Here is a 19,502-nt window from a genome sequence, read left to right as displayed (position 1 = left end):
TGGAAGCGTGAACATGCGTTTGGCCAGCCCTGCGGCCATTCGTTCCATCTGCTTGCGCTCAGCCCAAAACGGCGCACCCAGCAGCGGGTCGCGCGTGCCCGCAGCCAGCACGGTCTTGTCGAGCACCCAGGCATAGGGCTCGATGCAGGCGGCGGCGCAAGTCCTCCTGCATCGCCGCCGCCTGCGACACGGGTGTGACCTCTAGCAGCGTGACCAGAATGATCTTCGTGTACGCGGCGTGCTGCAGCCGCATCAAAGGCGTGACGACACGCGCATCACCGTGTCCTTCGAACTCGCGCGTCATCTGCCGATGGTAGGCGCCGGTCGCGTCCATCAACAGCATGGTATGGCCCGTGGGTGCGGTGTCAACAGCGACGCAACAGCATGCGCGCCAATCAGGAAGTAGCCGACTGTGCCGGATCGTCTCGTGAACCTCCTTCAGTTGGTCGGAGAGGCTCTTGTTCTCGGCCAGCAACGCTAGCAATTGAACGCCGAAGAAGGGGATGGGCTTTCCCGCGGCGCTGAGCGTGAGCCATGCGAGGATGGGCATGACGACCAACAGCAGATACAAGGCGACGTGAGTGGCACTCGCCAGTCGTTTTTGCCGCCGTGGCAGAGAAGGAATGATCACAGGACTGCTACCCAAAAGGCGCTTCGAACAAGGCGGGCCGGAGCATCGAAGCGATGCACCTACTGCTCACCCGAAGTGTCGCTACGAAGCTTGGTGGCTTCTGTTCGTTGCCGTACGCGCGCGCCTTTTGCGACGTGTCTTCACGATTGCGCCAGGTAGGCGGTGGTCACGTCCAAGTGCACCCACGCGCGAACTCAACCAACTTCGGGAGAGAGGTCGTGGATGGCCTGGTAGTGGGTGAGAAACACCCGACCGCTCAGGCCGTGCAGGAATTCGGTGTTTTTCAAGCGGTCCATCACGGGCCCCTTGACCTCGGACAGGTGCAGTTGCAGGCCGGCGCCGCGCAGGCGCAGGTCGATCGCTTCCAGGCTTTCCAGGGCACTGGCATCGATGTCGTTGATGGCCGAGCACTGCAGCACCACATGCTCCAGTCCGGGCCGGTTGGCCACCGCGTTGTTGATGCGGTCTTCCAGCGCGCGTGAGTTGGCGAAGTACAGGCTCTCGTCCACCCGCAGGCTCAACACCCGCGGGCTTACCACCACGGTGTGGCGCTGCACGTTGCGAAAATGTTCAGTCCCCGCCACCAGTCCCACCTCGGCCATGTGCGGGCGGCTCGTGCGGTAAAGATAGAGCGCCAGTGACAGCGCCACACCAACCACCAGACCGGTCTCTACACCCACGGTGAGCGTGGCCACCAGCGTGGCCAGCACCGCCACAAAGTCGGACTTCGCGTAGTTCCACGTCTTGCGCAGGATGCTGAAGTCCACCAGCGACAGCACCGCCACCACGATGGTGGCGGCCAGGGTGGCCTGCGGCAGGTAGTACAGCGCCGGCGTTAGGAACAGCGAGGCCAGAGTGATACCGGCGGCGGTGAACACACCAGCCGCCGGGGTTTGTGCACCGGCGTCGAAATTGACCACCGAGCGCGCGAAGCCGCCGGTGACCGGGAAGCCGCCAGTGAACGCGGCCGAGAGATTGCTCGACCCGAGCGCCACCAGTTCCTGATCGGGTTCGATGCGCTGGCGCCGTTTCGCCGCCAGGGTCTGCCCGACCGACACCGACTCGACGAACCCGACCACACTGATGAGCAGCGCCGGCACCAGCAGTTGCTGCCACAGCCCGAGGTCCCACAGCGGCAGCGTGAACGGCGGCAGGCCCTGGGGCACGGCACCCACGATCTTCACGCCCTGCGCCTGCCAGTCCAGGCCCCAGGTGAGCAGCGTGGTCACGGCAATTGCCGCCACCGGGCCGGTCTTGGCGAGCACGTCGGCCGCGCGGGGCGTCAGGCCGACGCGCAGCAACAGCGGTTTGAGACCACTGCGCACCCAGAACAGAAACGCCACCGTCGCAGCACCGATGACCAGCGTCAGCACATGCACTTGACCCACCTGCGACAACAGCGACAGGCTGAGATCGACGAAGTTGTCGCCTTCAGCCTTGACGCCCATCAGCGTCTTGAGCTGGCTCGCCGCGATCAGGATGCCCGAGGCCGAGATGAAACCGGAGATGACCGGGTGGCTGAGAAAGTGTGCCAGGAAACCCAGGCGCATTAAGCCCATGGCCAGCAACAGCAAGCCCGAGAGGAACGCCAGCGTGATGGCCATCGCCCAGTACTCCGGGGTGCCGGCCACGGCGTGCTGCCCAATGGCGGCGGCCGTCATGAGCGAGACCACCGCCACCGGCCCCACAGCCAGCACGCGGCTGGTGCCGAACACGGCGTAGAGCAGCAGCGGCGCCACGCTGGCGTAGAGCCCCACCTCGGGCGGCAAGCCCGCGAGCATGGCGTAGGCCAGGCTCTGGGGGATGAGCATGATGGTGACGATGAGCGCCGCCACGCCGTCGCTCACCAGCGTCTCGCGGTTGTACGCGCGACCCCACTGCAACACGGGCAAGGACGGCAACCATTGGCACCAAGAGGACGATGGATTCATGCGATGCCGGTGTCTTCAGACGGCAAGTGTCAAAGGGACAAAGTCTTCGAGGGTGGCGCCACGCTGCTCAGATTGAATCCGGCTTGTGCAACGCGCTGCACGAGATCGGGCCAAGCCTGCGAACGCGCTTGCGACAACGCCCACAGCGTCGCCGAACGCATACCGCTGCGGCAGTACGCGAGCGCTGGCGTGGGCAGTTGGTCCATCAAGTCAGCGAACGACTGTGCGTCTTCCTGGGTGATCCGACCCGAGACCACTGGCAGGTAGGCCAGCGTCAATCCAGCCTGGCCGGCTGCAGCCGCCAGCTCCCGGGAGCTGAACTGGCCCGGGCTTTCGCCATCTGGGCGGTTGCAGATGACGGACTTGAAACCAGAGCGCGCAATCGCCTGCAGATCGGCTGGCGAGATCTGCCCTGCGACCGACAGGGTGTCCGACAACTGGGCGAAGTTCATAGGCGCCATTTCAGGCTCCTACCCGCTGGCGAAACACACTGCGCTCGGCGATCTCGAAAATCACCATGCCCCCCACCATGGCCGCCACGAACACCGCCGCCTTCACCTCGCCCGAGGCCATGGAGACGATGCCCGGACCGGGGCAGAAACCCGCCAGTCCCCAGCCTGCGCCAAAGGTCAGACCGCCGAGCACCAGGCGCTTGTCGATCTGGATGGCTTTCGGGAGGTGCAAGGCGCCACCGAGGAGGTTGGTGGTGCGTTTGCGGGCCAGCGCAAAGGCGAAGAAGCCCACGGCGATAGCGCCACCCATGACAAAGGCCAGCGACGGGTCCCAGGTGCCGAAGAGGTCCAGGAAGCCCAGCACCTTGGCCGGGTCGGTCATGCCCGAGAGCAACAGGCCCAGGCCGAACAGCAGACCCACAAAAAATTCGGTTATGCGGTGCATGTGTGTGCTCCTTACAGAACGTGGCGAACCACAAAGACCATGACAAAACCCGCCCCCATGAACGCGAGCGTGGCCACCAGGGAGCGCGGCGACAGGCGCGAGAGGCCGCACACGCCGTGCCCGCTGGTGCAGCCCGAGCCGTAGCGCGTGCCCAGACCCACCAGCAACCCGGCGGCCACAATGGTGGCGAAGCCCGCGTCGATGGTCGGTGCCTTGACGAAGCCGGCGGGTGCCAGCAGGCCGTACAGCAACGGCGCGGCCAGCATGCCCAGCAGGAAGGCGATGCGCCAGCCGGCGTCGCCCGGCTTCGGCGGCAACAGACCACCCAGGATGCCGCTGATGCCCAGCACCCGGCCGTTGACCAGCATGAAAAGGGCCGAGGCAACGCCCAGCAGGATGCCGCCGGACAACGAAGCCCACGGCGTGAAACTGGCCCAATCAATCGTCATGACTCACTCCTTGTCGATAACACAAAATTGTTCGTATAGCACCTGCATCACGGCCAGCGCCTTGGGGCTGGTCAGTGCGTAGTGGATGTTCTTGCCCTCACGGCGGGTGCTCACCAACTCCTCGTCGCGCAGCACCGTGAGCTGTTGCGACAAGGTGGGCTGCACGATGCCGAGCAACCCCTCGAGCTCCCCCACGCGGCGCTCTCCCTGGGAGAGCTGGCACAGGATCAGCAGCCGGTCCGGGTTGGCCAGCACCTTCATCAGGCGGCAGGCGCGGCTTGCGGCCGAGTGCATTTCTTCGAGATCCAGCACAGAGTTTTTCATCGATGTTTCCTTCGGGTTCATGGAGGCGGCCCAGCAAATGGCCAGCGGATGGCCAGCGGATGGCCAGCGGATGGCGAGAATATATTGACAAATAATATATTTGTCAATATATTACAGTTGACTTATTTAAAGAAGGCTCTCATGACCTCCGCCACAACCCCCACTCCAAGCCCCCAAGTGCACGGCATGTTCGATCCCGCCACCTGGACCGTGACCTACGTGGTCCACAACGGCCCGGGCAGCGAAGCCGCCATCATCGATTCGGTGCTCGACTACAACCCGAAATCAGGCCGCACACAGCACACCTCGGCCGACCGCGTGATCGACTACGTGCGCACCAACAAGCTCAAGGTGCAATGGATCCTTGAGACCCACGCCCACGCTGACCACCTTTCGGCCGCTCCCTACCTGCGGGACCGACTGAGCGCACAAATCGGCATCGGCGGCCACATCACCGCCGTGCAAAAAGTCTTCAAGGGCGTGTTCAACCTTGAGCCGGGTTTTAAACCGGACGGCTCGCAGTTCGACCACCTGTTCCATGAGGGAGAAACCATTCCGCTGGGCGCATTGACCGGGGAAGTGATGTTTGTGCCCGGCCATACGCCAGCCTGCGCGGCCTACCGCTTCGGCGACGCGGTGTTCGTGGGCGACACGCTGTTCATGCCCGATGTGGGCACCGCGCGTTGCGACTTCCCTGGAGGTGACGCCCGTGCGTTGTATGCCTCCACGCGCAAACTGCTGAACCTGCCACCCGAGATGCGGCTGTTCATGTGCCACGACTACCCACCCAACGACCGGCCGGTGGCTTTCGAGACGACGGTGGCTGAACAGCGCGCGAAGAACATCCATGTGCACGACGGTGTGACCGAAGACGAATTCGTGGCCATGCGCACTCGGCGCGACGCCACCCTGGAGATGCCCACGCTGATCCTGCCGTCGGTCCAGGTCAACATCCGCGCCGGCGAGCTGCCACCGAAAGAAGACAACGGCGTGGCCTACCTGAAGATCCCCCTGAACGCACTCTGACCGAGTGCAGTGACCGTTAGTTAGCTATTCATCCCTCACTTTTGGAGAATCAACATGACCAAGAACGTCGGCGGCATTGACCGCACCCTGCGCGTCGTCATCGGCCTGGCCCTCATCGCGGGTGCAATCACCAGCACCATCGGTCTGTGGGGCTACCTGGGCATCGTTCCCTTGCTCACCGGCCTCATCGGCTGGTGCCCACCCTACGCAATCTTCGGCTTTAACACCTGCTCCCTGAAGAAGTGAGTTGCGAAGGGTTGTACCTTTCCTGCCATATAGGGTGGGCACAACACAGGCGAACCTACGCCCAAACTCAACTGGGACATCTGCATGACCGCCGTATCCGTTTCGCTCGGGCAGCAGACCGACTACCGCTTCGAGATCCGCTTCGGCGACAACATCCCCGAGTTGATCGCCGACGAACCCGCGCCCCTGGGTAAGGGAGAAGGGCCCTCGCCCGCCCAACTGCTGGCTGCGTCGGTCGGCAACTGCCTGAGCGATTCGTTGCTGTTTGCGCTGCGAAAGTTCAAGCAGGCACCCGAACCCCTGCGCTGCGAGGTGACGGCCGAGGTGGGGCGCAACCCCGAAGGCCGGCTGCGGATTCTGGGCATCCACACCACTATCACCCTCGGAGTGGTGGCAAGTTCACTGGAGCACCTAGACCGCGCACTGGCGCAGTTCGAGGAGTTCTGTACCGTCACCCAGAGCGTGCGCCAGGCCGTCCCGGTGCGGGTGACCGTGGTCGACGCCGCCGGCCACATCTTGCGCGACCAGACCTGAGCCGACCGCCTCCATGCAGCCCAAAGCCATCCTGATCGAAAGCATCCGCTCGGGAACCATCGCCTCCCTCGCCATCGTTCCGTTGAGCCCGCTGTTCAAGGCCGCAGGCCTGCGCATAGGCCATTACGGACCGAAATTCGCGGGGCTATTTGTGAACGACCCCCAGCCATGGATGCTGTTCGTGCAGCACATCGTGATCGGGTGGGTTTCGGCCCTGCCCTTGCTGCTCATCCTGCTGGGCACCGGTGCGCGCCAACGGCCCGTGCTGTCCGGCGCAATCTACGGCGTAGCCTACTACGTCGCAATTAACTCGCTGTCCCTCCCGCTGTACTTCAACGATCCACTGCCCTGGCAACTGGGCGCGGCCACGGTGCTGCCCAGCCTGATCGGCCATGTTATCTTTGGAGCGGTGATCGGCTGGACGTCCAGACGCTTTGCTAGCGCCGCCAACTCGCGGCAGGTGCCGGGATGAGCCGCGTCCCATCACCCACACGCAAATGACCATGATCCTAGGTGCGGTCGCCACGGCAGGTGGCTTGTGGATCTTGCGCCGGCTGGTACACCTTGGCATCGAGCGCGGCTTGCGTGCGCCGCGCGTGCTCCATGCACACCTGCCCAACGCATTCGGACTTGCGCCCGATCGCATCCAGCAGGTCCACATACCCACCGCCGGCGGCAAACGCCTAACGGGGCGGTGGGTGTTGCCGCCGCCCGGTTTTGCCCGACCGGCACCCGCGGTGCTGGTGATGCATGGTTGGGGCTCGAACGCAGCGATGATGGGGCCGGTGGTGCCTCCGCTGCACAGTGCCAGTTTCGCCGTGCTGCTGATCGATGCCCGATGCCATGGGCACAGCGATGACGAGACCTTCACGTCCATGCCGCGCTTTGCAGAGGACATTGCCTCGGGCCTGGCCTGGCCTGCCTGCGGCGCCAGCCGAACATCGATACCCGCCGCCTTGCACTGCTGGGGCACTCGGTGGGCGCAACCGCCGCCCTGCTGCACGCTGCTCACCACGACGACGTGCGGGCCGTGGTCAGCCTGTCGGCGTTCGCCCACCCGGGCGAGGTGATGCGCCGGTTCATGGCCGAAAAGCGCATACCGCAGGCGCTGCTGGTCTGGTATGTGTTTCGCCGTGTGCAGCAGGCGATCGGCACCACGTTTGACGAGATCGCACCCCTGAACACGCTGGCCGCGGTGCGCTGCCCCACCTTGCTCGTGCACGGCATCGACCACCACACGGTGCCGGTCGAGGACGCATACCGCCTGCTGACCGCGTCCAGCCAGGCTCATCTGCTGCTGGTAGACGGCGATCACGACCTGCGTGAGGCCCTGGCACCGCATGGCCGGGCCCTTGTGGCGTTTCTGAGCACAGCGTTTGAAGCGCCGCCCGAGCATTCGAACTGCGGGGCAGACTGAACCCATGCTGTCCATTGCCCTCGGCCCGATCGCGCTGTCAATGGCACCCGTTCTTCTGCTGGCGGCCGTCTGGGCCGTTTCCTGGATGGCCACGCGCCTCACGCGCAAAGGATCGGACAAGGTGACGGGCCGCGCGGTGGTGCACGCGACTCTGCTGGCCTTACTGGTGGCGCGCGTGGCCTACCTTGCCCTGCATGCTGATGCCTACCTAGCCTCACCCTGGGCTGCGCTGGATCTGCGCGACGGCGGCTGGTTCGCACCCGCCGGGCTAGTCGCTGGCCTGGCATGGTTGGCGTGGCGCAGCCTGCGCGAGCCCTCGCTGCGCCGTGCCTGGCTCGTGAGCAGCTCGGCGGGCGTGGCGCTGTGGTGGCTGGCCACCGCCGCAAGCGGGCTGGCGAGATCGCAAGCCATGCCGCCAGTGCAACTGACCGAGCTGGAGGGTACCCGGTCCGTCAGCTTGTCCGAAGCCGCCCGTGGGCGGCCGGAGGTCGTCAATCTCTGGGCCAGCTGGTGCGGCCCCTGCCGCGTGGAGATGCCCGTGCTCGCGGCCGCACAGCAGCGCGAGACGGCGGTGGGCTTCCTCTTTGTCAACCAGGGCGAGTCGCCTGCCACCGTGCAGACCTACTTGCGCCAGGAGGGCCTGCCTCTGCGCGAGGTGCTGCTGGACAGCGGGTCCACACTGGGGCAGGCCATCGGTTCGCGTGGCGTGCCCATCACGCTCTTCTACGATGCCCAGGGCCGTCAAGTCGACCCGCACTTCGGCATCCTCAACGCGGCCGCTCTGCAGAATCGACTGCGCCAGCTCAGGCCCGGCCCCTGAAGAGCCACACTGCGACAAACATGAACACAAAAAGCAATCCACCTTTCAGCGATCCGGCGAACGCCTGGAACCAGCGCTTTGCCGCCCCCGGCTTCCTGTTCGGCGCCGAGCCCAACGGCTGGCTGCGTGAACACGCGCCCGTCTGGTCACCGAGCGAGCGCGTGTTGTGCGTGGCCGATGGCGAGGGCCGTAACAGCGTCTGGCTGGCCGAACAGAGCCTGAACGTGGAGGCCTTCGACATCGCCGAGACCGGCGTGGCGAAGGCCCGCTTGCTTGCGGCGCAGCGCGGTGTGTCAGTTGGATTCTCGGTAGCGGACTGCGATGGCTATGCCTGGCCCGAGGCCGCCTGCGACGGGGTGGCAGCCATCTTCGTGCAGTTCGCCGACCCTCCCCTGCGCGAACGCCTGTTCACCCGCATGGTGAGCGCCCTTAAACCCGGTGGGCGGTTGGTGCTGCAGGGCTACACGCCAAGGCAACTCGAGTACCGAACGGGCGGCCCGCCACCGGTATCGCACCTGTACACGGAGAGCTTGCTGCGCGACGCATTCGGCGAACTCGACATCGAGCACTTGCGTGAGTATGAAGCCGACCTCGCCGAGGGCAGTGGTCACCACGGTCGCTCAGCCCTGATCGGGCTGGTCGCCCGGCGGCGCTGATACCAGGAGATTCCCTTGAGCACCGACGCCCGTTTCCAGCACCTTATGGGCAGCGCCCTGGTCACCCTGCAGTTCTGGCTGATCATCGTCCTGGCGTAGCAGTACCTGCCGGCATTCGTGGCGGCAGAGGCACCGCGTGCGGCTTGGATCTTTGCCGTGCTGGGCACGCTCCTAGGTCTGTGGGCGCTGTCTACCAACCGGCTGGGCGACTTCAATTCCGGCCCGCGCCTCGCGCCGGCGCGACCCTGATTCAACACGGGCCCTATCGGTGGATTCGCCATCCGATGTACACCGCCGTCATGGCATGTGGCATCGCTGGTGCATGGTCAAGCAAGGCTTGGTGGACGTGGCTGGCCGTACTTGCGCTGGTGGTCGTATTGACCCTCAAGGCCCGTTATGAAGAGCGCTGGATGCTCCAAGTACATCCCGAGTACGCCGCATGCCGCCAGCGTACACGATGGTTTTTGCCCTGGATAGGCTGATTGCTCACTTTCCGACCTGAAGGCAATTGAGTACGCCAGTACCCTGACAAGACCGATGTGTAGAAACCGCCATGGATCCCAGCATGACGCACGCACGGCACCGGAGAAAACTGAGCCCAGGGAGCATGGAGACATGCCGACTCTGGCGTCCCCGTGCTTCTTTCACGGCGATAGTTGCCGGTAAACCTCACGGGCCAACATCATTGCGCTTGCTCGGGGCAACTCGCCACTGAAGGCATAGCCAAAACGCCCCTCAATCCAGTAAAACGACTCGACCGTGCCATCCCGGGCCGAGCGGAACGCAGTTTCAGTGGGAGCCACCCCTTCCCCGAAAACCGTCACGTAGAGAGTGACACGCTGCCCTTGCTTGTCTTCGTACATGAATTGGGCTCTGGGACCATCAGCTCCTGGCAACAAGCGTCCCCCGAGAAGATTAAAACCCTGCGCCTGAAGCGTTGGGGCCCTTAAGGGCGCACCCAATCGTCGCGTTAACCATTGAACCAAATGGGCTTCGTCGGCAGATGTCACTTCCACCGGATGACGGATTTCCGGTGCGAACACTGCGTGAGCGAGCACAGCATCGCGGGCAAAACTTGGCATGAGTGCTGCCACGTCATGTGAAGCGCTGCGGCTGCCCGACGGCAGCAGGCTTCCTCCCATCATGCCACTCACAACGCCAACACCCAACAGCCAGGCGGCGGCGGCAGCATGCCGCCAAGGCATCCGACGCGGCGCTTGGGTGACTGCTCGCACCAGTTCCGGTGGCGATTCGCCCAAAGCGATTGAACGATGCAAGCGGCGGAGCTGCAGCCGCTGCGCCTGCCACTGGGCCACACGCAATGCGTCTTCAGGATGCTGGCGCAGCCATTCCAGAACATATGGAATGCGCATTGACTCCAGCTGGCCGTCAACCAGCGCGTGTAACTCAACCTCGCTAACGGCGGATTCGTCCTCGATCATCGCTTCACCAGATGCAAAGAGGGGGTTGACATGGCCTCCTCGTGGTTAATCAGGCCGCGGAGTTGTTCGCGCGCCCTGTGTAAACGTGACATCACCGTGCCAATCGGGATATTCAGAATTTTGGCAGCTTCCGCATAGGTGTACTCCTCAACGGACACCAGCAGAAGTACCTCTCTCAACGCTGGCGACATGCGATCAAGCGCCAGTTGCATGTCCATTTGCTCGCTGGCCTGCACGAAGGGCTCGTACGCTGGTTCAGCCACGTCATCCATGGATGCGTGTGTATCGTCATGACGCCAATCCCGCCGTTGATTCAGGTAGAGGTTATGCATCAAGGTGAACAGCCAGGATCGCAATGCCGATCCTGGCTGCCACAGTGCCCATTTGACACACGCCCTCTCCAGCGTGTCCTGGACCAAGTCGTCTGCATGGGAGGAGCTACCCGTCAGCAGCCGTGCATAACGCCTCAGTGACGGTATGTGAACCAGCATCTCCTCAAACGCCATGGCGACGAAACGGAAATGGGTCTCAAGGCTTGGCGACGCGCCAGATGCCGTTCACCCCATCGCCTGTGCGATCACCTGGTTTTTTATCTTTGGCCCAGAAGTAGACTGGCTTGCCCTTGTAGGCCCACTGGTTGCTACCGTCGTCGCGCGCGATCACGACCCAATCCTCACTTGCGGCGGCGTTGGCAGCAGCGACCAATGGAGGCCAATTCTGCGCACATGGCCCATTGCAAACGCTCTTGCCTGAATTGGCGGCATCCTTGTCAAAGGTGTAGAGAGTCATGCCGTTGGTGCCAACGAGCACTCCATCAGCGGCTGTCGCTGGGTTGTTGCTCGTCAAGGTGCTGGCGCAACCTGTTGCCAGAACGGCAGCAGCTACGAACACGGTCAGTGTCAATTTACGGTTCATGGGACCTCGGCTAAAAATGTTGAAAGGAACTTGCATGGGAGTAAACACGGCAGGTGTCCAAAATATTCCAGCAACCGTCGGCGTACGCCAGGGCCCCGTTCAAAGCTTCGGGCTTTGCCCGGCATGAATTGATCGCACGGACGTGGAATAAAGCGCGGTGCCAAGGTGTTCATCCAGCAAGGCATATCGCAACGTGCCTTACTTGTGCGCTGCCAAGTGCATCCCACTCCCCTAACTTTGTGAACATCATGAATCAGAACAATCTTCCAAAACCAGTCGCCCGGCTCTTCGCTGCGTGCGCTTTTGCGCTGCTGCTGGCCAACACAGCGACTGGTCAGACTCTGCGCATTTATGGGCCCGGCGGCCCGGCACCCGCGATGAAGGAAGCTGCAGCAGCCTTCGAGAAAGCTGGCGGTGCGAAGGTCGAAGTGGTCGCAGGCCCCACCCCGCAGTGGCTGCCTCAAGCCAAGGTCGACGCCGACCTCATCTACAGCGGTTCAGAGACGATGATGACCGACTTTGTCGTTGCACTTGAACCGCAGGTGTCACATCGTGACGTGACGCCGCTGTACCTGCGACCATTGGCAATGTTGGTTCGACCCGGCAACCCCAGACGCATTCGTGCGTTCGAGGACCTTCTGCGTCCCGGAGTGTCTGTCCTTGTGGTCAACGGCGCTGGTCAGAACGGTGCTTGGGAGGACGCCGCAGGGCGCAAAGGGGACATCCGCACCGTCAGTCGCTTGCGCTCCAACATCGCCGTCCATGCGCGCAACAGCGCTGAGGCAAAAGCCACTTGGGTGGCTGATCAGTCGATTGACGTTTGGTTGATCTGGAACATCTGGCAAGTGGCGAGCCCAGATCTCGCTGATGTGATCCCGATTGCACCTGAGTACGCCGTCTACCGAGATGCTGGCATTGCAGTAACCACCCGTGGCAAGGAAAAGCCACCAGCGCAGAAGTTCGTGAATTTTCTCCAATCACCGGCTGGAGCAGCCATATTTTCGAAGTGGGGATGGAAAACTAACTGATGGCAGTTTGTCCGTGCTTCTGCACGGGCATCACCCCACTACTGCCAAAGAGGCATTGGTAAATTCCTTCAGCGTGGAAAATACATTCGGGTGCGTTCGAGCTTGTAGCTCCATGGAAGGCCGGCGTTCTTCCATCCATTGACACTGCGCCGGCCCTCTTTGCTCATGTCACCTTCGAATCCATCCACAACCGACCACACTTGAGTGAAGCCGTCATCCATCAGCCTGTTGGCGGCGCGACTGCTCCGGTCTCCGGATCGGCAAATCAGCAATACCACAGCCTCCTTCGTCAGTGCTTTGGACTGCAGCCGACGGTTGACCTCGGGCACAAAGTCCTGCATTGGCTCCAAGCGATAGCCGCCGCGTACGTCGTCCCAGTCAGTCATCAGCTCCTGGTGTTCTACATAGGGAACCAGTGCATCCACGGAATTGGCCATTCCCAGATACATGGCCTCGACGCGGGTTCTGATGTCGAGAAAAAGAATCTTCCCAAAACCTCCGCGTGCTTCGACGAACCCGGGCACCTCCGAAGCTTCAACATAGAGTCCCGCCCGCGTGCGTTTGACCTCTGGCAACGATACGGCATCCACCGCAGCGTGGGATAAAACTGGGATACTCACCCCAATGGAAGTGAACAAGGTGGCCAAACCAGCACCTTGAATGAATTGACGTCGATCCGAACTTGAGCGCATTGTTGTCTCTTTTGAGTAGTGATTGGTTTGGTACATGCATCTGGCTTGAGCTGCATCGGCAATCAGATGCCGCGAAGCGTCAAGGCACTAAATTCTGATATTTTGACGAAATATCCATATGACGACTGTCAGCGTTCGATGAGGTCGCCAACGATGAGAGCCAAACTGTCTTACACAGCAAAGCAACCTTCTTGCTTTTGAGTCTGTAGTAAATCTGAGCCCCATTTTTCTTCCGACCCAATACACCGGTCCGATACAGCAAACTGAGGTGTTGAGAAATATTTGGCTGAGTGGTGTCGATGACTTCCAGCAACTGAGTCACATTCATCTCACAATCGCACAGAATGTGGATGATTTGCAATCGAATAGGCGAAGACAACAGACCAAACAATTCTGCTGCAGATTCAAATATTGCGTCAGCACTTCCCTCTTCATCCAACAAGGCATCGTTCATATTTTATGATTTCGAATGTCATTTCGTAAAACCTCAATGGGCTTGATTTAAATCGGCGCAACATTGAAGACCAAAACGAAATCAACCAACCGAACGGGTGGGGCCAACAGCCCTATTTCATCGCCACCAAACCTGGATTGCCGTCCATGCCGATGATTCGTGGCGTGTTGATCTGCACGCCTTTGATGACCTTTTTGTCGCGCAGGTAGCCAGAGACCACGTCCCAGATCGGCTCGCCTTGGGCGCCCTCTTGCACCGACGCCCAGCCGGCCACCTTGTAGGTTTTGTCGGCCTCGATCGGCTTGCCTTTGAGCGTCATGTTGTTGATGCGCTGGCCCATGGCGGCATTCGGCGTCACCGTGTACTGCATGCCGCCCACGCGCACCATGTCGCCGCCCTGCTGGTAGTAAGGGTCGGGGTTGAAGATGTTGTCGGCCACGTCTTCCAGGATGGTCTTGATCTGCTCGCCGGTGAAGGTGTTGAGCGTGGTGGCCGGGTAGGTCAGCGCCATCTGGTCCATCATGCGTTCGTAGGTGATGGTGTCGCCCGGCAGCAGCGAGGTGCCCCAGCGCACGCCGGGCGAAAACGCCATGTCGGCGCCCTTGTTCTGCATCAGCGCGTCGCAGATCACCTGGTCCCACGAGCCGTTGAAATTGCCGCGGCGGTACAGCAGGTCTTCGGTCACGGCGAGCTTTTCTTCGAGCTTGGTCTTGTACGGCGCACGCACCTTGTCGATGTGCGCCTGCATGGCCGTATCGGCCGGCAGCAGGTTGGAGAAGATGGGCAGCAGCTTGTATTGAAAGCCCTGCACCCGGCCAGCCCGCACGTCGAAGTCGAGCACGCCGAGGAACTTGCTGTTGGAGCCAGCGTTGGTCACCAGCGTCTGGCCACCGGCGTTTTTCACCACAAAGGGCGCGGGCATACCGTCGTGTGTGTGGCCACCGAGGATGGCGTCGATGCCGCGCACGCGAGCCGCCATCTTGATGTCCACGTCCATGCCGTTGTGCGAGAGCACCACCACCACCTGCGCGCCCTTGCCGCGCGCCTCGTCCACCATCTTCTGCATGTGCTCGTCCTGGATGCCGAAGGTCCAGTCGGGCACCATGTAGCGCGGGTTGGCAATGGGCGTGTAGGGGAAGGCCTGGCCGATCACCGCCACCTGCACGCCATTCATTTCGCGCATCGCATACGGCTTGAAAACCATGTCCTCGAAGTCGGTGGTCTTGATGTTCTGCGCGAGGAATTCCATGTTCCCCTTCAGATCTTTCTCCACGATCTCCTGCACACGTTTGGCGCCGAAGGTGTGCTCCCAATGCGAGGTCATCATGTTCACGCCGAGCAGCTTGCAGGCGTCCACCATGTCCTGGCCGTTGGTCCAGAGCGAGGTAGCCGAGCCCTGCCAGGTGTCGCCGCCGTCGAGCAGCAGCGCGTTCGGGCGGCTGGCCTTCATCTGCTTGATCAGCGTGGCCAGGTGGGCAAAGCCGCCGACCTTGCCGTAGGTTTTGGCGGCCTGGCTGAAGTCGAGGTAGGAGAAGGCGTGGGCTTGGGCAGAGCCGGGCTTGATGCCGAACTGCTTGAGCAGCTTCTCACCCACGATGTGCGGCGGGCGGCCCACCGCTTCGGCCACACCCAGGTTCACGCTGGGCTCGCGGAAGTGGATGGGCGTGAGCTGCGCATGGCAGTCGGTGAAGTGCAGAAAGCTCACGTTGCCGAACTTCGGCACGTTGTACAGGCGCTCACCAGCGCCCGGCGCAGCGGCCAACACATCGCGGTGGTTGAGGGCCATGCCGGTGGCGCTGGCCACGGCCAGCACCTGCATGAATTCACGGCGGCTGAAACTCATTGCTGCACCTATAGATAATTGATCGCTGATATTTACGCGAAATTTTTTAGCGAGAACCTCGGTCGCCAGTGGCAACCGGGGCGTGGTTGTCATTTGTTGACTGGCGACGCCGGGTCGAGCAGCAGGGCCATCACATCCTGGATCTGCTTCTGGTTCAGGATGGCCATGTGACCCACGCGCGGCATTTGTGAACACGCGTTGTAGGCGCGCGCGTTCCACAGCTTGCCCCAGGTGTATTCGACGATGGCCTTGCCACCGGCGCTGGCCGGGTCGGTCACACCGCGCAACTTGCCGTAGTTGTAGAGGCTGGGGCCCAGCGTGCCGAAGGAGATTTCCTCCTTGCTGATCATGTGGCAGTTGTAGCAATTGCCACCGTTGGCTTCGCCGGCCTTGTCGGTCCAGGTCAGGCCGCGACCGCTCTGGGCGATCTTCTCGCCCTCTTTCCAGTCACCGAGGAACTTGCCGTCGGTGGGCCACTTCACAGTCTTCATGCTGGCCTCTTCAATGGCCTTGCTCATCTTCTCGTCCAGCGGTTTGCCGGAAGCGTCGGCCACGGCGCATTCGGCGTTGGCCTGGTCCTGGTTGAGCCGGTCCAGCGTGGCGATGCCACGCGCCTGGAACGAGTTCTTGAGCAGGTCGGCGGTGGCTTTGTTCACATCGGCCGGTGAAGGTGCCGAGGAGCAGGCCGACAACACCAGAACCGTCAGGGGCAACAGGGCCAGGGAATGGATTTGCTTCATGAGATGTGTCTCCAGATCAGCGCTTGATGGCCGGCACGATGGACTCGGCCGTCTTGGCGTTCACGCCCATGTACACCGACAAGGCGATGGTGGCGTCGCTGCCGAACTTGGGCTCGGGCCAGCGCATCTGGCGGAAACAATCGTTCAGGCGCAGCTGCATGCCCCACATCTGCGCGTTGGACACGCGGTACGCCGGCCAGGCCGCAAAACCGATGCCGTCGCCCGGGTTCTTGGTGAGGTTGGGCAGGTCTTGCAGGCGGATGCGTTTGTCGTCGCTGCCGTGGCACGAAGCGCACGAGAAGTCGTGCGTGCCGCCGCGCGTAAAGAACAACTGCTTGCCGGTCTCGTACATCATTTTTTCCTGCGCATGTTTCTGCGACAGGTTGAAGCGCATGCCCTTGGAGGCCGTGGCCACATAGGTGGCCAGTGCTGTCACGTTGGCCATCTCGCCGCGGCCAAACGCCGTCTTGGCAATGTCTTCACCCTTGAAACCCTGCAGCGTCTCCATGCAGGTGATCAGACGCGTCTCCAGATCCTGCACGCGCCCGGTGTCGGCGAAGTGCTTGGGCAGTTCAACGAACGCCCCCTTGATGACCCCAGGTCCCTTGCCCAGATCGCACTGCTCCAGCGATGCGTTCTTCGGACCCCGCTTCTGTTTCCAGAGCTCCTCGCCCTTCATCTCGAACAGCTCGGCCGGGTTGCCGTCCTGCAGCATCTCGCGGTACTTGGCAATGCCTTCAGCGGCCGTGCCTTGCGCGTTTGATGCGCCGACAGCGCCGCACAGCGCAGCGAGCGCCAGCAGCGAGGTGGTCAGGGTCTTCTTCATGGGGTCTCCTCTTGTTATCGGATCGCGGAAAAGCGGGGCTCTGTTCAAGCGATCAGAGCTTCGTCGGTGCGTGTATCACCTTTGGTGTCCACCCACTTGACGACGACCTTGTCACCCTTGGCGCCGCCCTTGAACTTGAAGGACAGAAACGGGTTCTGCGCCACGGCGCCGCTGAACGCAGCTTCGAGCACGACCTTGCCGTTGTGGGTGGCTTCCACATCCTTGATGAAGTGGCCGGGAATGAGGGCGCCGGCGGCGTCCCTGCGCGTGCCGGGCTCCATGATGTGGGACATGAGCACGCGGACGGTGGTTTCGTCACCAGCGACGGCGGCGCGGATGCGCATCGGATCAGCCATGTTGGACTCCTGAAATTCTGTGAATGGGGTTGTGCAAAAGGTCGGGGGGCGATCAGCCGCCGCAACCGCCAAGCGTGACCTTGGTTTCCTTGAAGGCCGAGAACAGCTTGCCATCGGCCTTGACCACGGCGAACACGTTGGAGCTCTGGCCCATCTTCAGGCGGGTCTGCACGTCGGCCGCGGTGCCGGCGGGGATCTTGAAACCGGCGGCCATGGGCGTGGGATTCTTCTCGACGATGAGGTAGATCTCGGTGGTGTTGGGCAGCTTGCTGGTGGCGCCCACGGGCACCACGGCGCCGTTCTCGGCGATGTCGGGTGCGACCACGATGACCTGGTCGCTGTTGGCGGCGGTGCCACCCAAGGCCTTGACCGCATCGGCCATGGTCTTGATGTCAAAACCGGCGCGATCCATGGCGGCGTGCGCCTGGCTTTGCGTGACGATGCCCAGCGACACCAGCGTGGCAAAAGCCCCGGTGGTCTTGAGGGCATTTCTGCGTGCGTTGTTCATGAAAGACTCCTGTGAATTTAGGAACGTTGCAAGTTTATTTATCTGGTGCGCCGGCAAGGATCCAACCTGCCAGCAGCTTGAGCTCGTCGTCTTTGAGATGGGCCTGCGCGGGCATCGGCACCGGGCCGTACATGCCAGAGCCTCCGGACTTGATACGCGCCGACACCTTCTCCAGCGCATCGGCCTGGCCGGCGTGTTTGGCCGCCACGTCCTTGAAAGCCGGGCCAACCAGTTTCTTGTCCACCGCATGACAAGCCATGCAGGCACTCTTTGAAGCAAGTATCTTTGCGGCTGCCGCGTCTTGCGCAAGCGCTGCACCGCTGATCAAGGTAAACGTGGTTGCAATCAGCAGTGTGGTTGAAATCATGGTCATAGGTTATGGTCTCCTGGTCGCAGTTGGAATGGGGAATACTCGCAATACAGCCGTCAAAATTAATGTTGCTGGACCGTTTGATCAGAAAAACTCGACTTGAGCTTAGGCTGGCCTCACTTTGCGCCCGCCGCTATCCATTTCGCCATGGTGCTGGCGTCGGCGGCACTCAGTTGAGGTTGGGGGGGCATGGGAATCGACCCATAGACGCCAGAGCCACCCTGCTTGATCTTGCCAACCAAGTAAGCCTCCAACCCCTCCTTGCCCTTGTGCTTCGCCGCGATCTCGTTGAACCCTGGCCCTACGATCTTTTGACTCATGCCGTGGCAGGCGGTGCAACTGTTGGCAGCGAGCAAACCCTTCACATCACCATCCCCTGACTTGACAGCTGCCACCACCACTGCCGCTGGCTTGGGTCCGCTGCCCACCGGCGCCGTGGGCGCGGGCTTGGTCGTGTCGGCACCGCGCACCGGACCGATCACGCGGTTCTGCTCCTGGATGTTGCCGTGCGCGTCACGCGCAAAGTCGGGCAAAGAGGAGCGGATGGTGGTCTCCACCGGGCAGTCCTTCATGCAGGCCACGTTGGCCACGTCGCCCTTGCCATTGGCCTTCCACAGCGGCTCGTAAAACACCATGCCGGATCTGTTGGGCATGCGCTTTTGCACGTCGGCGATATTCTGGTCGCTCAGCGTGAAGTCGGCTGGCACCACCTCAGCCAGGCTCAGGATGTACGCCAGCACGCCATAAACCTCGTCGGGTTTGAGCGACTTGGGCGCGTTCCAGGGCATGGCGCGGTTGATGTAGTCCCACAAGGTCGAGACGGTGGCGACCTTCATCATGGTGGTCTTCTGCGGGAAGGTGCTGCCCGGCTCCAGGTTCTTCACCCGGCCGCGCTCGATATCGGCTTTGGTGGTTCCACCCACGATGGGGGTGAACACCTCGTTGCTTTCGCCAAAGCTGCCGTGGCAGGACGCGCACTGCGCTTCCCACACGCGCTCGCCCAGGGCCACACTGCCGGCCCCTTTGGGCAAGCCCTTGAAGTCGGGGCGCACGTCGATGTCCCAGGCCTGCACTTCGGCCTTGGTGGCGTTGCGGCCCAGGTCGTTCCAGGGTGGGGTTTGCGCCCAGGCTGCACTGGTGACAAGCGCTGCGGCGAGGAAGGTCAGGGTTCGCATGGCGGGCCTCATCAATACACCTGCACGTTGGAGACTTCGCCGTTTTCAGCGACACGCCAGGACTGGATGGCGTTCTGGTGGTACACCGAGCGCGTGCCGCGCACCGCGCGCAGCTGGTTGATCTTGGGCTGCACATAGCCCGTGCTGTCGACTGCACGGCTCTGCAACACGGCGGGCTTGCCGTCCCACACCCAGTCGATGTTGAAGCGCGTGAGCGCCTTG

At 62.3% G+C, this 19,502-nt stretch carries 28 protein-coding genes and 1 pseudogene; 9 read left to right on the top strand and 20 right to left on the bottom strand.

Going from position 1 to position 19,502, the window contains the following annotated elements; genetic code table 11:
* Positions 1-58: 58 nt before the first annotated feature.
* The 6 genes from IV113_RS14575 to IV113_RS14550 form a co-directional block, all read right to left on the bottom strand.
* Positions 59-631: a hypothetical protein gene (locus IV113_RS14575; RefSeq protein ID WP_291086389.1), complete on the bottom strand. Its 573-nt coding sequence runs from the start codon at positions 629-631 to the stop codon at positions 59-61.
* Between the two features lie 194 nt (positions 632-825).
* Positions 826-2,562: a sulfate permease gene (gene sulP / locus IV113_RS14570; protein WP_291086387.1), complete on the bottom strand. Its 1,737-nt coding sequence runs from the start codon at positions 2,560-2,562 to the stop codon at positions 826-828.
* A 29-nt stretch (positions 2,563-2,591) separates the two neighbouring features.
* Complete coding sequence (locus IV113_RS14565) at positions 2,592-3,023, bottom strand: TIGR01244 family sulfur transferase (RefSeq protein ID WP_291086385.1); 432 nt, start codon at positions 3,021-3,023, stop codon at positions 2,592-2,594.
* A gap of 1 nt (position 3,024) precedes the next feature.
* Entirely contained in the window at positions 3,025-3,459 is a 435-nt protein-coding gene (locus IV113_RS14560) for a DUF6691 family protein (protein WP_291086383.1), read from the bottom strand.
* Positions 3,460-3,470: 11 nt separating this feature from the next.
* A complete protein-coding gene (locus IV113_RS14555; protein ID WP_291086381.1) occupies positions 3,471-3,908 on the bottom strand; it encodes a YeeE/YedE family protein in 438 nt (145 codons plus the stop codon).
* Positions 3,909-3,911: 3 nt separating this feature from the next.
* Positions 3,912-4,232 carry a metalloregulator ArsR/SmtB family transcription factor gene (locus tag IV113_RS14550; protein WP_291086379.1) on the bottom strand — a complete coding sequence of 107 codons (321 nt, stop codon included), beginning with the start codon at positions 4,230-4,232 and terminating at the stop codon, positions 3,912-3,914.
* Positions 4,233-4,373: 141 nt separating this feature from the next.
* Between IV113_RS14550 and IV113_RS14545 the strand changes: the two genes are divergently transcribed.
* From IV113_RS14545 to IV113_RS14530, 4 genes are all read left to right on the top strand, one after another.
* Positions 4,374-5,258, top strand: coding sequence for an MBL fold metallo-hydrolase (locus tag IV113_RS14545; RefSeq protein WP_291086377.1), 885 nt, complete (start codon positions 4,374-4,376; stop codon positions 5,256-5,258).
* A 54-nt stretch (positions 5,259-5,312) separates the two neighbouring features.
* A complete protein-coding gene (locus IV113_RS14540; RefSeq protein ID WP_291086376.1) occupies positions 5,313-5,504 on the top strand; it encodes a DUF2892 domain-containing protein in 192 nt (63 codons plus the stop codon).
* An 84-nt stretch (positions 5,505-5,588) separates the two neighbouring features.
* Positions 5,589-6,038 carry an OsmC family protein gene (locus tag IV113_RS14535; protein WP_291086375.1) on the top strand — a complete coding sequence of 150 codons (450 nt, stop codon included), beginning with the start codon at positions 5,589-5,591 and terminating at the stop codon, positions 6,036-6,038.
* A 13-nt stretch (positions 6,039-6,051) separates the two neighbouring features.
* Positions 6,052-6,510 carry a DUF6789 family protein gene (locus IV113_RS14530; RefSeq protein WP_291086373.1) on the top strand — a complete coding sequence of 153 codons (459 nt, stop codon included), beginning with the start codon at positions 6,052-6,054 and terminating at the stop codon, positions 6,508-6,510.
* A gap of 37 nt (positions 6,511-6,547) precedes the next feature.
* Here the strand turns inward: IV113_RS14530 and IV113_RS14525 are convergent, their stop codons facing one another.
* A complete protein-coding gene (locus IV113_RS14525; RefSeq protein ID WP_291086372.1) occupies positions 6,548-6,697 on the bottom strand; it encodes a hypothetical protein in 150 nt (49 codons plus the stop codon).
* 254 nt (positions 6,698-6,951) lie between these two features.
* On the opposite strand from IV113_RS14525, the gene IV113_RS14520 reads away from it, so the two are divergent.
* The 4 genes from IV113_RS14520 (at position 6,952) to IV113_RS14505 (ending at position 9,413) form a co-directional block, all read left to right on the top strand.
* Positions 6,952-7,455, top strand: coding sequence for a prolyl oligopeptidase family serine peptidase (locus tag IV113_RS14520; protein WP_363318622.1), 504 nt, complete (start codon positions 6,952-6,954; stop codon positions 7,453-7,455).
* Positions 7,456-7,459: 4 nt separating this feature from the next.
* Complete coding sequence (locus IV113_RS14515; protein ID WP_291086370.1) at positions 7,460-8,275, top strand: TlpA family protein disulfide reductase; 816 nt, start codon at positions 7,460-7,462, stop codon at positions 8,273-8,275.
* 20 nt (positions 8,276-8,295) lie between these two features.
* Complete coding sequence (locus tag IV113_RS14510) at positions 8,296-8,931, top strand: class I SAM-dependent methyltransferase (protein ID WP_291086368.1); 636 nt, start codon at positions 8,296-8,298, stop codon at positions 8,929-8,931.
* Positions 8,932-9,110: 179 nt separating this feature from the next.
* Entirely contained in the window at positions 9,111-9,413 is a 303-nt protein-coding gene (locus IV113_RS14505; RefSeq protein WP_291086366.1) for a methyltransferase, read from the top strand.
* 162 nt (positions 9,414-9,575) lie between these two features.
* Here IV113_RS14505 and IV113_RS14500 read toward each other — a convergent pair whose 3' ends face one another.
* From IV113_RS14500 to IV113_RS14490, 3 genes are read right to left on the bottom strand one after another with little or no spacing between them, the layout of a single operon-like run.
* Positions 9,576-10,373, bottom strand: coding sequence for an anti-sigma factor (locus tag IV113_RS14500; protein WP_291086364.1), 798 nt, complete (start codon positions 10,371-10,373; stop codon positions 9,576-9,578).
* Entirely contained in the window at positions 10,370-10,864 is a 495-nt protein-coding gene (locus IV113_RS14495) for an RNA polymerase sigma factor (protein WP_291086442.1), read from the bottom strand. The genes IV113_RS14500 and IV113_RS14495 overlap by 4 nt, the downstream gene beginning before the upstream one ends.
* Positions 10,865-10,901: 37 nt before the next feature.
* The gene (locus IV113_RS14490) at positions 10,902-11,288 is read right to left on the bottom strand and encodes a hypothetical protein (protein ID WP_291086362.1); all 387 of its coding nucleotides are present in this window, start codon (positions 11,286-11,288) and stop codon (positions 10,902-10,904) included.
* A 248-nt stretch (positions 11,289-11,536) separates the two neighbouring features.
* Here IV113_RS14490 and IV113_RS14485 point away from each other — a divergent pair, with 248 nt between their 5' ends.
* On the top strand, positions 11,537-12,316 hold the full coding sequence (locus tag IV113_RS14485) for a substrate-binding domain-containing protein (protein ID WP_291086360.1): 780 nt from the start codon (positions 11,537-11,539) through the stop codon (positions 12,314-12,316).
* Positions 12,317-12,384: 68 nt separating this feature from the next.
* On the opposite strand, the gene IV113_RS14480 is transcribed toward IV113_RS14485, so the two are convergent.
* From IV113_RS14480 to IV113_RS14435, 10 genes and pseudogenes are all read right to left on the bottom strand, one after another.
* Positions 12,385-12,963, bottom strand: a complete 579-nt coding sequence (locus IV113_RS14480) for a sulfurtransferase (RefSeq protein WP_291086358.1) — start codon at positions 12,961-12,963, stop codon at positions 12,385-12,387.
* A gap of 124 nt (positions 12,964-13,087) precedes the next feature.
* Positions 13,088-13,462, bottom strand: a complete 375-nt coding sequence (locus IV113_RS14475) for a metalloregulator ArsR/SmtB family transcription factor (RefSeq protein ID WP_291086356.1) — start codon at positions 13,460-13,462, stop codon at positions 13,088-13,090.
* Between the two features lie 112 nt (positions 13,463-13,574).
* Positions 13,575-15,305, bottom strand: a complete 1,731-nt coding sequence (soxB, locus tag IV113_RS14470; protein WP_291086354.1) for a thiosulfohydrolase SoxB — start codon at positions 15,303-15,305, stop codon at positions 13,575-13,577.
* Between the two features lie 89 nt (positions 15,306-15,394).
* Positions 15,395-16,045 (bottom strand): sulfur oxidation c-type cytochrome SoxX, encoded by a 651-nt coding sequence (gene soxX / locus IV113_RS14465; RefSeq protein WP_291086352.1) that lies wholly within the window; start codon positions 16,043-16,045, stop codon positions 15,395-15,397.
* A gap of 16 nt (positions 16,046-16,061) precedes the next feature.
* Positions 16,062-16,871, bottom strand: a complete 810-nt coding sequence (soxA, locus tag IV113_RS14460) for a sulfur oxidation c-type cytochrome SoxA (RefSeq protein WP_291086350.1) — start codon at positions 16,869-16,871, stop codon at positions 16,062-16,064.
* A gap of 44 nt (positions 16,872-16,915) precedes the next feature.
* Positions 16,916-17,227 carry a thiosulfate oxidation carrier complex protein SoxZ gene (gene soxZ, locus IV113_RS14455; RefSeq protein ID WP_291086348.1) on the bottom strand — a complete coding sequence of 104 codons (312 nt, stop codon included), beginning with the start codon at positions 17,225-17,227 and terminating at the stop codon, positions 16,916-16,918.
* A 52-nt stretch (positions 17,228-17,279) separates the two neighbouring features.
* Positions 17,280-17,735, bottom strand: a complete 456-nt coding sequence (gene soxY / locus IV113_RS14450) for a thiosulfate oxidation carrier protein SoxY (RefSeq protein WP_291086346.1) — start codon at positions 17,733-17,735, stop codon at positions 17,280-17,282.
* A gap of 34 nt (positions 17,736-17,769) precedes the next feature.
* Positions 17,770-18,102 (bottom strand): c-type cytochrome, encoded by a 333-nt coding sequence (locus tag IV113_RS14445; protein ID WP_291086440.1) that lies wholly within the window; start codon positions 18,100-18,102, stop codon positions 17,770-17,772.
* Between the two features lie 119 nt (positions 18,103-18,221).
* Positions 18,222-19,280, bottom strand: coding sequence for a c-type cytochrome (locus IV113_RS14440; RefSeq protein ID WP_291086344.1), 1,059 nt, complete (start codon positions 19,278-19,280; stop codon positions 18,222-18,224).
* An 11-nt stretch (positions 19,281-19,291) separates the two neighbouring features.
* Positions 19,292-19,502 (bottom strand): annotated as a pseudogene (locus tag IV113_RS14435) (sulfite dehydrogenase); the annotation flags it as partial.

Source organism: Hydrogenophaga sp., from assembly GCF_018780385.1.
In the GTDB taxonomy this organism is placed as follows: Bacteria; Pseudomonadota; Gammaproteobacteria; order Burkholderiales; family Burkholderiaceae_C; genus Hydrogenophaga.
The sequence above is the reverse complement of the archived record's forward strand: the minus strand, read 5'-3'. Positions and strand labels throughout refer to the sequence as shown.

What these genes read in the sequence shown, in the direction of transcription:
- sulP (WP_291086387.1), bottom strand. Translation starts at nt 2,562, where the DNA reads ATGAATCCATCGTCCTCTTGGTGCCAATGGTTGCCGTCCTTGCCCGTG.
- IV113_RS14565 (WP_291086385.1), bottom strand. Translation starts at nt 3,023, where the DNA reads ATGGCGCCTATGAACTTCGCCCAGTTGTCGGACACCCTGTCGGTCGCA.
- IV113_RS14560 (WP_291086383.1), bottom strand. Translation starts at nt 3,459, where the DNA reads ATGCACCGCATAACCGAATTTTTTGTGGGTCTGCTGTTCGGCCTGGGC.
- IV113_RS14555 (WP_291086381.1), bottom strand. Translation starts at nt 3,908, where the DNA reads ATGACGATTGATTGGGCCAGTTTCACGCCGTGGGCTTCGTTGTCCGGC.
- IV113_RS14550 (WP_291086379.1), bottom strand. Translation starts at nt 4,232, where the DNA reads ATGAAAAACTCTGTGCTGGATCTCGAAGAAATGCACTCGGCCGCAAGC.
- IV113_RS14545 (WP_291086377.1), top strand. Translation starts at nt 4,374, where the DNA reads ATGACCTCCGCCACAACCCCCACTCCAAGCCCCCAAGTGCACGGCATG.
- IV113_RS14540 (WP_291086376.1), top strand. Translation starts at nt 5,313, where the DNA reads ATGACCAAGAACGTCGGCGGCATTGACCGCACCCTGCGCGTCGTCATC.
- IV113_RS14535 (WP_291086375.1), top strand. Translation starts at nt 5,589, where the DNA reads ATGACCGCCGTATCCGTTTCGCTCGGGCAGCAGACCGACTACCGCTTC.
- IV113_RS14530 (WP_291086373.1), top strand. Translation starts at nt 6,052, where the DNA reads ATGCAGCCCAAAGCCATCCTGATCGAAAGCATCCGCTCGGGAACCATC.
- IV113_RS14515 (WP_291086370.1), top strand. Translation starts at nt 7,460, where the DNA reads ATGCTGTCCATTGCCCTCGGCCCGATCGCGCTGTCAATGGCACCCGTT.
- IV113_RS14510 (WP_291086368.1), top strand. Translation starts at nt 8,296, where the DNA reads ATGAACACAAAAAGCAATCCACCTTTCAGCGATCCGGCGAACGCCTGG.
- IV113_RS14500 (WP_291086364.1), bottom strand. Translation starts at nt 10,373, where the DNA reads ATGATCGAGGACGAATCCGCCGTTAGCGAGGTTGAGTTACACGCGCTG.
- IV113_RS14495 (WP_291086442.1), bottom strand. Translation starts at nt 10,864, where the DNA reads ATGCTGGTTCACATACCGTCACTGAGGCGTTATGCACGGCTGCTGACG.
- IV113_RS14490 (WP_291086362.1), bottom strand. Translation starts at nt 11,288, where the DNA reads ATGAACCGTAAATTGACACTGACCGTGTTCGTAGCTGCTGCCGTTCTG.
- IV113_RS14485 (WP_291086360.1), top strand. Translation starts at nt 11,537, where the DNA reads ATGAATCAGAACAATCTTCCAAAACCAGTCGCCCGGCTCTTCGCTGCG.
- IV113_RS14475 (WP_291086356.1), bottom strand. Translation starts at nt 13,462, where the DNA reads ATGAACGATGCCTTGTTGGATGAAGAGGGAAGTGCTGACGCAATATTT.
- soxB (WP_291086354.1), bottom strand. Translation starts at nt 15,305, where the DNA reads ATGAGTTTCAGCCGCCGTGAATTCATGCAGGTGCTGGCCGTGGCCAGC.
- soxX (WP_291086352.1), bottom strand. Translation starts at nt 16,045, where the DNA reads ATGAAGCAAATCCATTCCCTGGCCCTGTTGCCCCTGACGGTTCTGGTG.
- soxA (WP_291086350.1), bottom strand. Translation starts at nt 16,871, where the DNA reads ATGAAGAAGACCCTGACCACCTCGCTGCTGGCGCTCGCTGCGCTGTGC.
- soxZ (WP_291086348.1), bottom strand. Translation starts at nt 17,227, where the DNA reads ATGGCTGATCCGATGCGCATCCGCGCCGCCGTCGCTGGTGACGAAACC.
- soxY (WP_291086346.1), bottom strand. Translation starts at nt 17,735, where the DNA reads ATGAACAACGCACGCAGAAATGCCCTCAAGACCACCGGGGCTTTTGCC.
- IV113_RS14445 (WP_291086440.1), bottom strand. Translation starts at nt 18,102, where the DNA reads ATGATTTCAACCACACTGCTGATTGCAACCACGTTTACCTTGATCAGC.
- IV113_RS14440 (WP_291086344.1), bottom strand. Translation starts at nt 19,280, where the DNA reads ATGCGAACCCTGACCTTCCTCGCCGCAGCGCTTGTCACCAGTGCAGCC.